This is a genomic window from Microbacterium sp. zg.Y909, assembly GCF_024626565.1.
This window is the reverse complement of record NZ_JANJFJ010000124.1, coordinates 1-11,589: the sequence shown is the minus strand read 5'-3', so window position 1 is coordinate 11,589 and position 11,589 is coordinate 1. Positions and strand designations below refer to the sequence as shown.

10 protein-coding genes are annotated in these 11,589 nt (G+C 70.2%); 6 read left to right on the top strand and 4 right to left on the bottom strand.

Annotated elements, in window-relative coordinates; translation table 11 throughout:
- The 4 genes from NQ160_RS10845 to NQ160_RS10830 form a co-directional block, all read left to right on the top strand.
- On the top strand, positions 1-1,125 hold a 1,125-nt coding region (locus NQ160_RS10845), incomplete at its 5' end, for an extracellular solute-binding protein (RefSeq protein WP_257515255.1).
- An 8-nt stretch (positions 1,126-1,133) separates the two neighbouring features.
- Positions 1,134-2,063, top strand: coding sequence for a carbohydrate ABC transporter permease (locus NQ160_RS10840; RefSeq protein WP_257515254.1), 930 nt, complete (start codon positions 1,134-1,136; stop codon positions 2,061-2,063).
- Positions 2,060-2,911 (top strand): carbohydrate ABC transporter permease, encoded by an 852-nt coding sequence (locus NQ160_RS10835; RefSeq protein ID WP_257515253.1) that lies wholly within the window; start codon positions 2,060-2,062, stop codon positions 2,909-2,911. Before NQ160_RS10840 ends, NQ160_RS10835 begins: the two co-directional genes overlap by 4 nt.
- A gap of 38 nt (positions 2,912-2,949) precedes the next feature.
- Positions 2,950-5,979: an alpha-mannosidase gene (locus NQ160_RS10830; protein WP_257515252.1), complete on the top strand. Its 3,030-nt coding sequence runs from the start codon at positions 2,950-2,952 to the stop codon at positions 5,977-5,979.
- A 16-nt stretch (positions 5,980-5,995) separates the two neighbouring features.
- On the opposite strand, the gene NQ160_RS10825 is transcribed toward NQ160_RS10830, so the two are convergent.
- From NQ160_RS10825 to NQ160_RS10810, 4 genes are all read right to left on the bottom strand, one after another.
- Positions 5,996-6,700 (bottom strand): NAD-dependent deacylase, encoded by a 705-nt coding sequence (locus tag NQ160_RS10825; RefSeq protein WP_257515251.1) that lies wholly within the window; start codon positions 6,698-6,700, stop codon positions 5,996-5,998.
- 45 nt (positions 6,701-6,745) lie between these two features.
- Positions 6,746-7,474 (bottom strand): sulfurtransferase, encoded by a 729-nt coding sequence (locus NQ160_RS10820; RefSeq protein WP_257515250.1) that lies wholly within the window; start codon positions 7,472-7,474, stop codon positions 6,746-6,748.
- Between the two features lie 393 nt (positions 7,475-7,867).
- Complete coding sequence (locus tag NQ160_RS10815) at positions 7,868-8,320, bottom strand: SRPBCC family protein (protein ID WP_257515249.1); 453 nt, start codon at positions 8,318-8,320, stop codon at positions 7,868-7,870.
- A gap of 90 nt (positions 8,321-8,410) precedes the next feature.
- A complete protein-coding gene (locus NQ160_RS10810; protein WP_374113646.1) occupies positions 8,411-8,944 on the bottom strand; it encodes a GNAT family N-acetyltransferase in 534 nt (177 codons plus the stop codon).
- A 113-nt stretch (positions 8,945-9,057) separates the two neighbouring features.
- Between NQ160_RS10810 and NQ160_RS10805 the strand changes: the two genes are divergently transcribed.
- Positions 9,058-10,077 (top strand): serine hydrolase domain-containing protein, encoded by a 1,020-nt coding sequence (locus tag NQ160_RS10805; protein ID WP_257515247.1) that lies wholly within the window; start codon positions 9,058-9,060, stop codon positions 10,075-10,077.
- A gap of 41 nt (positions 10,078-10,118) precedes the next feature.
- A partial coding sequence (locus NQ160_RS10800; protein ID WP_257515246.1) for a SulP family inorganic anion transporter occupies positions 10,119-11,589 on the top strand: 1,471 nt, incomplete at its 3' end.

Sequence of the window (11,589 nt, the reverse complement as noted above, 5' to 3'; positions counted from 1 at the left end):
TACAAGACCCGCCTGCAGCTGTCGCTCGGCTCCCCCGACACCGCCCCCGACGTGTTCTACGAGGACACCTTCAACGTGCGCAGCGACGTCGAAGCGGGCTATCTGCTCAACCTCGACGAGTACCTCGCGGGCTGGGACGAGTGGGAGATGTTCGACGAGGCGGCCAAGACGGCCGGTCAAGGCGAGGACGGCAGCGTCTACGCCCTGCCGCTCGGCACCGACACCCGGGTGATCTGGTACAACAAGAACGTTCTGGATGCCGCCGGCGTCGAGGTGCCCTGGCAGCCCGAGAGCTGGGACGACATCCTCGACGCAGCCGCGAAGATCAAGGCAAGCCAGCCCGACGTTGTGCCCTTCAACATGTACGCGGGCACCGGCACGGGCGAGGGCACCGTGATGCAGAGTTTCTACCAGCTGCTCTACGGCACCGGCGACGGCACCGGCCTCTACGACGACGAAGAGGGCAAGTGGGTCGTGGAGTCGCAGGGCTTCGTCGACGCGCTGACGTTCCTCGAGACGCTGTACTCCGAGGGCTACGCCGTTTCCCCCGACCGCGCGCTCGACCCCAACGTCTGGCAGGCGGTGTTCGGTGAGATGTTCCCGCAGGACGGACTCGGCGGCACCGTCGAGGGCTCGTACACCCCCTCGTTCTGGGAAGAGGGCGGCGCCTACCCGTGGCCGGAGTACGGTGACGTCATGGGCGTGGCGCTGTTTCCCACTCAGGACGGTCAAGGCCCTGCCGGCGTCAGCATGTCGGGCGGCTGGACCCTCGCGGCATCCGCCCAGACCGACGTGCCCGACCTCGCCTTCGAGTTCCTGACCACCGTGCTCAACGAGGAGAACTCGCTCTGGTACGCCATCAACAACGCCCAGATCGCGGTGCGCACCGACGTCGCGGCCGACCCGACGTACCTCGAGGCGAACCCGTTCGTGGGTCCGGTCTCCGAGGCGGTGGCGGTGACCAACTTCCGCCCCGCCAACAGCGACTACCCGCAGATCTCCGTCGCCGTGCAGCAGGCGACCGAGGCCGTGATCACGGGCCAGCAGACCGCCGCAGAAGCTGCGGCCGCCTACGACGACGCCGTGCGGCAGATCGTGGGCGATGAGAAGGTCATCGCACAGTAGCGATGACGATGACCACGATCGGACCGGCGCAGGACACGCGCGTCACGCGCAGGAGCGGCATCAGCAGGGGGACGACACCCGCCAGGGCGTTGCCGCTGGTGCCAGCCGGGGGGCTGCTCCTGGTGTTCCTCGCCGGTCCGATCGTGTGGGCCCTCTACGGCTCACTCACCGACCGCGCCCTCAGCGGAGCGCGGGCCGCCGACCCGCAGTTCATCGGGCTCGACAACTTCGCGCGCCTCTTCGCCGACCCCGTGCTGCCGCTGTCGATCGGCATCACGGTGGCCTTCGTCGTGGGGTCGGCGATCATCGGGCAGAACGTGCTGGGGCTGGTCCTCGCCGTGCTCTTCCGCGTGGGAAGCCGCGCCGTCACCGGCATCGTCGGCGTGCTCGTGGTGACGGCCTGGGTGCTGCCCGAGATCGTCGCCGCCTTCATCGGGTACGCCTTCCTCTCGGCCGACGGCACCCTCAACGCGATGCTGGCGGGCGTCGGCATCGCCGGGCCCAACTGGCTCTACGCCTTTCCCCTCGTGGCGATCATCATCGCCAACACGTGGCGGGGCACCGCGTTCTCGATGATGATCTACCGCGCCGCGCTCGACGACGTGCCGCTGGAAGTGATCGAGTCGTCGATGATCGACGGCGCAGGCGCGTGGCAGCGGCTGCGGCTGATCACTCTGCCGATGATCCGCCCGACGATCTTCACGAACCTCATGCTGACGACCCTGCAGACCCTGTCGGTGTTCACCCTGATCTGGGTGATGACCAAGGGCGGGCCGGGGAACCTCTCGAGTACCCTGCCGGTGCTGGCGTACACCGAGGCCTTCCAGTTCGGCGACATCGGCTACGGCAACGCCATCGCCGTGGTCATGCTGGTGCTCGGCGCCGTCTTCTCGATCGGGTACGTGCTGTCGCTGCGCGCCGGCGGGAGCCGCACGTGAGCGTCCGCGCTCCCAGCGTCGCCGCCCCCACGCGTGCCGCGACGCGGCTGTGGGCGAACCTGGTGCTGCTCGTCATCGGCCTCCTCTTCGCGCTTCCGCTGGCGTGGGTGGTGCTCGCCGCCTTCGACTCGGCGGCGAGCTACCAGGTGAAGATCCCCACGGCGCCGACCCTGCAGAACTTCGCCGACGTGCTCACCCCGCAGCTGACGCTCAGGCCACTGTTGAGCAGCCTGCTGCTGTCGACGGGCGCGGCCGTGGTGACCGTGGTCGTGGCGGTCCTCGCGGCGTATCCGCTGTCGCGGTACCGCTCGCGCTTCAACGGACCCTTCCTCTACGGCGTGCTCTTCGCCAGCTGCCTGCCGATCACGGCGATCATGGTGCCCGTCTACAGCCTCTTCGTGCAGCTGCGCCTCATCAACCAGCCGTGGGCGGTCGTGCTCTTCCTGGCCGCCAGCTCGCTGCCGATGGCCCTGTGGATGACGAAGAACTTCATGGATTCGGTGCCGGTGAGCCTTGAAGAGGCGGCGTGGGTCGACGGCGCGAGCGCCATGACGGCGCTGCGGCGCATCGTCGTGCCGCTCATGCGACCGGCGATCAGCGTCGTCTTCGTCTTCGTCTTCCTGCAGGCGTGGGGCAACTTCTTCGTGCCGTTCGTGCTGCTGTACTCCCCCGACTGGCAGCCCGCAGCCGTATCGATCTACGCGTTCTTCGGCCAATACGGCACCGTCGCTTACGGGCGCCTGGCCGCCTATTCGCTCGTGTACTCCCTACCCGTCCTCGGGCTGTACCTGCTCGTCACCCGCGGGCTGGGCGGCTCGTTCGCCCTCGCCGGCGCCGTCAAGGGCTGACCGCCCCCTGCCCTGCACTCCCGATCGGAGTTTCCGCCATGCACCGCAACGACCGTCTCGCCCTCCAGCGCATCGACCGGCTCAGCCGCGACCGGCTCGCCGGTGCGCTGTACCGGGAGACCACGCCGCTGACGATCACCGCGTGGGAGGTGCCCGGTGAGCCGGTGCCCTTCTCCGAGGCCGTGCGCGCCGAGTACACGCCGTTCGAGGTCGGCGGCCGCTGGGGAAAGCCGTGGGGCACGGTGTGGTTCCACGTCACCGGCACCGTTCCGGCGGGCTGGTCGGACGCCCCCGGCACCAGCGTGGAGCTGGTGGTCGATCTCGGGTTCGACGTCTCGGCGCCCGGTTTCCAAGCCGAGGCACTGGTCTTCCGCCCCGACGGCACGATCGTCAAGGCGATCGAGCCGCTGAACGCCACGGTGCCGATCGAAGGTGACGAGGTGGACCTCTACATCGAGGCGGCCGGCAACCCCAGCGTCGCGGGCACCTTCACCTTCGCACCCACGCCGCTCGGCGACCCCGCCACCGCGGGCGACGAGCCGATCTACCGCCTCGCAGGTCTCGAGCTGGCACTGCGGGACCGCGAGGTGTGGGAGCTCGCGCAGGACATCACGGCGCTGCGGGGTCTCGTCGACCAGCTCGATCCCGATCGCACCCGGCACGCCCGCGTGCTCGCCGCGCTCGGCCGCGCCGTCGATGCCCTGGACCCGGACGACGTGGCCGGCACGGCCACCGCCTCGCGCACGCAGCTGGCCGACGTGCTGGCGTCGCCGGCTGCGGCATCCTCCCACCACATCACGGCGGTGGGGCACGCCCACATCGACTCGGCGTGGCTGTGGCCCACCCGCGAGACGGTGCGCAAAGTCGCCCGCACGTTCTCGAACGTGCTGGATCTCATCGATCGCGACGAGGACTTCGTCTTCGCGGCGTCGTCTGCGCAGCAGTACGCCTGGCTCGAGGAGCACTACCCCGCCCTGTTCGCCCGGGTCGCCGAGGCTGTCAAGGCCGGCCGCTTCGTTCCCGTGGGCGGCATGTGGGTGGAATCCGACACGAACATGCCGGGGTCCGAGGCGCTCGCGCGTCAGTTCGTCGAGGGCAAGCGGTTCTTCCTGGAGAAGTTCGCGGTGGAGCCCTTGGAGGTGTGGCTGCCGGACTCGTTCGGCTACTCCGCCGCCCTGCCGCAGATCATCGCGCAGGCGGGGTCGCGGTGGTTCCTCACCCAGAAGATCTCGTGGAACGAGACCAACCGCATGCCGCATCACACGTTCCTGTGGGAGGGCATCGACGGCACCCGGGTGTTCACGCACTTCCCGCCGGTCGACACGTACAACTCCGACCTCTCCGCCGCCGACCTCGCGCGCGCCGAGCGGCAGTTCGCCGAGAAGGGCGGGGCGCGCTCCTCGCTGGTGCCGTTCGGCTGGGGCGATGGCGGCGGCGGACCGACGCGCGAGATGGTCGCCGCGGCCCGGCGCACGGCCGACCTGGAGGGGTCGCCGAAGGTGCGCATGGCTACCCCGTCGCAGTTCTTCGCCGACGCCGAGGCCGAGTACGCCGACCCTCCGGTGTGGTCGGGCGAGCTGTACCTGGAGTACCACCGCGGCAGCTACAGTGCCCAGGCCCGCACCAAGCGCGGCAACCGCCGCAGTGAGCACCTGCTGCGCGCCGCGGAGCTGTGGGCGACGCTCGCGACCGTGCGCACCGGTGCCGCCTATCCCGCTGAGCGGTTGCGGCGCCTGTGGCGGCTCGTGCTGCTGCAGCAGTTCCACGACATCCTCCCCGGCACGTCGATCGCCTGGGTGCACCAGGAAGCTGAGCGCAACTACGCCGCCGTCGCGGTGGAGCTGGCCGAGATCATCGACGCCGCGCTGCGCGCCCTCGCCGGAGACGGGGACCTGCGCCTTCACGCGAACGCGGCGCCGGTCGCCGTCGGCGGCGTGCCGGCGCTCGGCGCCGCGGCCGAGGCGGAGGTGCCGGCGGCGGCGGACGCGGCGGTGGTGCGCGTGCGGGCCGCGGGCGACGGGTGGGTGTTCGCGCACGAACGCATGCGGTGGACGATCGACGCGCGCGGCGTGGTCGTGGGGGCCCGCGACCTCGTCGCCGACCGGGAGCTGATCGATCCGCAGCGGCCCGCCGGTGTGCTGCAGCTCTTCCGTGACACGCCCCGGGACTGGGATGCCTGGAACATCGACGTCGAGGATGCGGCGCTGTACCGCGACCTGCTCGAGGTCGAGTCGATCGAGCCGACCGCCGACGGCGGCGGTCTCGTCGTCACGCGGTCGTTCGGAGGCTCACGGGTGGAACAGGAGTATCGCGTCGATCCGGGCAGCGGGGCGCTGGACATCACGGTGCGACTGGACTGGCGGGAGCGGCAGAAGATGCTCAAGCTGGCCTTCCCGCTGCAGCTGCGCGCCGAGCGCACGCAGTCCGAGATCCAGTTCGGGCACGTGTCACGCTCGGTGCACACCAACACGACCTGGGATGCCGCGAAGTTCGAGACCGTGGCGCACCGCTGGATCCGTGTGGTGGAGGGCGGCTACGGCGTCAGCGTCGCGAACGACGCGAGCTACGGTCACGACGTCCGCCGCGGCGACGGTGCGAGCGGGGGCGCGCACACCGTGGCGCGCGTGACGCTGGTGCGCGCACCGCTCTTCCCCGACCCCGAGGCCGACCAGGGATCGCACGAGTTCACGGTGTCGCTGCTCCCGGGCGCCGACGTCGCCGATGCCGTCGCGGAGGGGTTCCGGCTGAACCTGCCGACGGTCGCCCTGACCGGCGCGCGCCCGATCGAGCCCGCCCTGACGCTGGACGACGCCGGTGTCGTGATCGAGGCGGTGAAGCTCGCCGACGACGGCTCGGGGGACGTCATCGTGCGCCTGTACGAGGCCCTCGGCAGCCAGCGCAGCGCGACACTGCGCCCCGGCTTCGCCTGGACGGCCGTCGAGCAGACGGACTTGCTCGAGCGCCCGGTCGCCGCAACCGCCCTCGCCGCGGCGTCCGATGACGCGATCGACCTGTGCCTGCAGCCCTTCCAGCTCGCGACCCTGCGCCTGAGCCGCCCCGCCGAGTGAGTATTCGTGTCGCCGCTCAGCCGGAGGCGCGCTCCAGCTCACGGCGCACGTACGCGGGCACGACGACGGATGCAGGACCCAGCACCACCTCGTCGAACAGCGACGTGTCCTCGTGGGCCTCGAGATTCAGCAGCGCGGTCTTTGCGCCGACCGCGCGGGCGAGCGCGTGCAGAGTTGATGCCGGCGACACGTTCCCGGACGTGCCGATGACCCACAGCTGTTCGCAGGTCTCCACCGCTTCGTAGATCTCATCGAGCCCGTAGACCATCTCACCGAACCAGACGATGTCCGGTCGCAGCGCGCTGGCCCCGCAGCGCGGACACGGCGGCCCGTCCGCCAGATCTTCGCTCCACGGCACGTGCGCCCCGCACCGGGTGCAGAGCGCACTCGCCAGCTCGCCGTGCATGTGGATCACCCGCCGGGAGCCCGCCCGCTCGTGCAGGTCGTCGACGTTCTGCGTGACGATGAGCACGTCGCCGCCCGTGGCCTCCTCGAGTTCGGCCAGGGCGCGGTGCGCGGGGTTGGGCTCAGCCGCCCGCGCGGCGCGGCGCCGCTGGTCGTAGAACTCCTGCACGAGGGCGGGGTTGCGCGCGAAACCCTCCGGGGTCGCGACGTCCTCGATGCGGTGCTCCTCCCACAGCCCGTCGACGGCGCGGAAGGTCGGGATGCCGGATTCCGCCGAGACTCCGGCACCGGTGAGGACCACGATGCGCGCGCTCATGGTTCCGACGCTACCCGCGCGGGGCGGGCCCCGACAGCGCCGGCATCAGCGCGGCGCGAGGTCGGGCGAGAGGGCCTCCCGCTCGTCGAAGACGAAGCACTCCCCCGCCCAGTGATCACCGCCGACCTGTTCGAAGTAGCCGAGGATACCGCCGTCCAGTTGGAGCGCGTGGACGCCCACCTCGCGCAGGTGGATCGCGGCTTTCTCACAGCGGATGCCACCGGTGCAGAAACTGACGACCGTCTTGCCGGCCAGGTCGTCGCGGTGGGAGGCCGCGGCATCCGGAAACTGCGTGAACCGTTCGATGCGCCAGTCCACGGCACCGTGGAAGGTGCCGTAGTCGACCTCGAAGGCGTTACGGGTGTCCAGCATGACGACCTCGCGGCCGTCATCGTCGTGGCCTTGGTCCAGCCAGCGGCGCAGCGTCGCCGGCGCGACGGCGGGCGCCCGTCCGGACTCGGGGCGAATCGTCGGACGGTCCATGCGGATGATCTCCCGCTTGACCTTGACGAGCATCTTGCCGAAGGGCTGATCGGCGGACCAGCTCTCCTTGGTGGTGAGCGCCGCGAAGCGCGGGTCGGCGCGCAGGTCGTCGATGAAGCTTCGCACCGCGTCGGGATCGCCGGCGAGGAAGAGGTTGATCCCCTCTTCGGCGAGCAGAATCGTGCCCTTCAGTCCCGCGGCGAGCGCACGCGCGCGCAGGAGCGGACCCAGCTCGGGCGCATCGTCGAGCCGCGTGAAGAGGTAGGCGGAGGCGTTGAGCACGGCGGGCACGGTCTCCAGCTTACGGAGCGCGGCCGAACGCGGACTTCCGATACATCCGTTTCGCCATGTGAGTTCCCGCTCACACAGGTCGCCGACGAGCCTTCGGTCTCAACGGATGGCAGGGCGCCGCCGCGCCGGAGCTGCGATCGCGAGACCCACCGTCTCGCGCATGTGAGTTCCCGCTCACACACACCCGCACACACGTGCGTGCGCGCGTGCGTGCGTGCGGGTGACGCTGCCAGCCGCCGCCGCCGGCGCGGGCATCTGGCCATACCAGCCGCGCCGCCAGCGCTGTGTGAACCGGAACTCACATGCGAGAACGAGAGACCATCGGCAGAAAGCGCAGACAGAACCCCGCCGCCCCGAAGGAAAGGGGACGACGGGGTACCGAAAAGCCGGGGCTCAGCTGATGTCGCCGCGCCACGCGCCGGTCTCGGTGCCGCGCGACTCGATGAACTCCTTGAACTTCTTCAGGTCCTTCTTGACCATGTGGTCGTCCCAGCCGACGGCCGCGCCGATCTTCTCGCGGAAGCCCTCGGGCTCCCAATCCAGCTGCACCGTCACCCGGGTGGTGTTGTCGTCCAGACGGTGGAAGGTCACGACTCCAGCGTGGTTCACATCGCCCGTGATGCTGTTCCACGCGACGCGCTCGTCGGGGTGCTGTTCGGTGATCTTGGCGGAGAACTCGTGCTCGACCCCGGCCACGCTCACCTTCCAGAGGGTCGTCTCGTCATCGCCTTGGGTGACCGACTCCACGAAAGTCAGGAACTGCGGGAACGATTCGAACTGCGTCCACTGGTTGTAGGCGGTCGACACGGGGACATTGACGTCGATGCTCTCGGTGATGCGAGCCATGGGCATTCCTCTCCTGAAACGGACAATGCGCTGCCATCGTCCCCCGCGCCAGCCCCGCGCTGAAGGGCTTGCCCCGTGCCGGATCGTCTGTTATCCCCGCGCGGACCGGCCGGACGCGCCAGACCGGCCAGACGCGCCGAGCGCGCGCAGCGCCTCACCGGTCATCCGCTGCGTCGTCCACTCATCCTGCGGCTGCGCGCCCAGCGCGCGATAGAACGCGATCGAAGGCTCGTTCCAGTCGAGCACCGTCCACTCCAACCGCGAATACCCGCGCTCCACGCACAGGACGGCGAGCGACGCGATGAGCGCCTTGCCGTAGCCGCGACCGCGGTGCTCGTCGGACACGTAGAGGTCCTCGAGCCAGATGCCGGGCCGGCCCGTCCACGTCGAGTAGGTGAGGAACCAGATCGCGATGCCGGCGATCGCGCCGTCGCGCTCGACCACGTGGGCGAACACCCGCGGCTGGGCGCCGAAGAGGGACTCCCGCAGCGCGGACTCGGTGTTCTCGACGGCATCCGGCTCGCGTTCGTACACGGCGAGATCGCGGATGCGGGCGAGGATGCCGGGCTCGTCGCCCGGCCGGGCGGCGCGCAGCACCGCGCCATCGTCGAAGGTGCGGAAGATCACGCCCCGAGCCTAGAGGGAGAGTCGCCCCCGTCCTCCCGACCTGCGCCGCCGCCGCTGGCGGCGCCCGCAGGCCATCCCCTAGCGTGGAAGGACCCGGAAGGAGCACCACCATGTCACTCGCCATCGACCCCGACGCCCTCGACGCCGCAGCCGACGCCGAGTCGTTCTCCGGCGTCGTCACCGTCGACGTCGGCGACACCCGCACCTTCGAGCGCGCCTACGGCCTCGCCCACCGGGCGTTCGGCGTGCCGACCACGCCCGACACCCGGTTCGCCATCGCCAGCGGCAGCAAGATCTTCACCGCGCTCGCGATCTGGCGTCTCATCGAATCGGGCGAGCTCGCGCTGGACCAGCCGGTGCGCAGCATCCTGGGCGACGACCTCCCGCTCATCGACGACGCCGTCACCATCGAGCACCTGCTCGGTCACACCTCCGGAATCGGCGACTACCTCGACGAGGATGCCGAGGGCGAGGTCGACGACTACGTCCTCGGCATCCCGGTGCACACGCTTACCACCGCCGAGGCGTTCCTCCCGGTCCTCGCCGACCTCCCTCAGACCTTCACCCCCGGCGAGCGCTTCGCGTACAGCAACGGCGGGTATGTCGTGCTCGCGATCGTCATCGAGCGCGTCACCGGCGAGAGCTACCACGACGCTGTTCGCCGCCTCGTGTTCGAGCCGGCCGGCCTCGCCCGCACCGACTTCCTGCGCCTGGACGAATTGCCCGCCGACACCGCGGTCGGCTACGTCTACGACGAGGACGACCGGGCGAACACCCTGCACCTGCCGGTGCTGGGCAACGGCGACGGCGGGGCGTTCACGACCGCGGCAGACGTGCACACCTTCTGGCGCGCCCTGTGCGAGGGGCGCATCGTCTCGCGCGAGACCTACGCCGAGATGACCCGGCCGCGCCATTACGTCGAAGACGAGGACAAGCGCGCGGGCCTCGGCACCTGGCTGCACGCCACCGGCGACGCCCTCATCGCCGAGGGGTACGACACCGGCGCGGCCTTCTGGTCGGCGCACCTGCCGACCACCGACACCACGGTCACCGTCATCGGCAACACCGCCGACGGCGCATGGCCGGTCGCCTCGGTGCTGGCGCAGGCGGTGGACGCCGCCCTGAAGTGACCCTCGGCGGGCGTGCGGCGGCGCGGTCGTAAGATCATCTCGTGGCCCGCCTCCGCATAGAACCGACCGTACTGCAGGCGCTTCGCAGTCCCCGGCTGCTGACGCGCGAGGCACTGGCGGGCATGGTCGTCGCCATCGCGCTGATCCCCGAGGCCATCGCCTTCTCGCTCATCGCGGGGGTGGATCCCCGCGTCGGGCTCTTCTCCTCCTTCGTGATGGCCGTGGTCATCGCCTTCACCGGCGGCCGCCCCGCGATGATCACCGCGGCCACGGGAGCCGTCGCGCTCGTGGTCGCGCCGGTCGCCCGCGAGTACGGCCTCGACTACCTCGTCGCCACCGTGCTCCTGGCCGGCGTCCTGCAGATTCTGCTGGCGGTGCTCGGTGTGGCCAAACTCATGCGGTTCATCCCCCGCAGCGTCATGGTCGGCTTCGTCAACGCGCTCGCGATCCTGGTGTTCCTGGCGCAGATGCCGCAGCTGATCGACGTTCCCTGGGCGGTGTACCCGCTCGTCGCGGCGGGCCTGGCCATCCTGTACATCTGGCCCCGCGTGACCAAGGCCGTGCCCGCGCCCCTCATCGCGATCGTCGTGCTCACCGGCGTGGTCGTGGTGTTCGGCATCGCCGTGCCCACGGTGGGCGACCAGGGCGAGCTGCCCCATAGTCTGCCGTCGCTGTTCCTCCCCGACGTGCCGCTGCGATGGGAGACGCTGCAGATCATCGCGCCCTACGCCCTCGCCATGGCGATGGTGGGGCTCTTGGAGTCGCTGATGACCGCGAAGCTCGTGGACGACATCACCGACACCCGCTCCAGCAAGACCCGCGAGGCCTGGGGCCTGGGCGCGGCCAACCTCGCATCGGGACTGTTCGGTGGGATGGGCGGCTGCGCCATGATCGGCCAGACGATGATCAACGTGAAGGCCTCCGGCGCCCGCACCCGCCTCTCGACGTTCCTGGCCGGTGTCTTCCTGCTGATCCTCGTCGTGGCGCTGGGCGATGTCGTGGCGATCATCCCGATGGCCGCGCTCGTCGCCGTGATGATCCTGGTGTCGGTGTCGACGTTCGACTGGCACAGCATCCGCCCGGCGACCCTGAAGCGGATGCCGCTGGGCGAGACGATCGTCATGCTCGTCACCGTGGTCGTCACCGTGTGGACGCAGAACCTCGCCCTCGGCGTCGTGGCCGGGGTGCTGGCCGCGATGATCACGTTCGCCCGCCGCGTCGCGCACTTCACCACCGTCACGCGCACCGTGAGCTCCGACGGCGACGTTGCCCGCTACACCGTCGACGGCGAGCTCTTCTTCGCCTCCAGCAACGACCTGACCACGCAGTTCGAGTACGCCCACGACCCCCAGCGCGTCGTCATCGACATGACGCGCTCGCACGTGTGGGACGCCTCCACGGTCGCCGCCATCGACGCCATCGTCACCAAGTACGCCCAGCGCGGCACGGCAGTGGAGCTGGTCGGCATGAACGCGGCCACCACCGCCCTGCACGGCCGGCTCAGCGGCGGGG

Coding starts and splice junctions, on each gene's coding strand:
- NQ160_RS10830 (WP_257515252.1), top strand. CDS start 2,950: ATGCACCGCAACGACCGTCTCGCCCTCCAGCGCATCGACCGGCTCAGC.
- NQ160_RS10840 (WP_257515254.1), top strand. CDS start 1,134: ATGACCACGATCGGACCGGCGCAGGACACGCGCGTCACGCGCAGGAGC.
- NQ160_RS10815 (WP_257515249.1), bottom strand. CDS start 8,320: ATGGCTCGCATCACCGAGAGCATCGACGTCAATGTCCCCGTGTCGACC.
- NQ160_RS10805 (WP_257515247.1), top strand. CDS start 9,058: ATGTCACTCGCCATCGACCCCGACGCCCTCGACGCCGCAGCCGACGCC.
- NQ160_RS10825 (WP_257515251.1), bottom strand. CDS start 6,700: ATGAGCGCGCGCATCGTGGTCCTCACCGGTGCCGGAGTCTCGGCGGAA.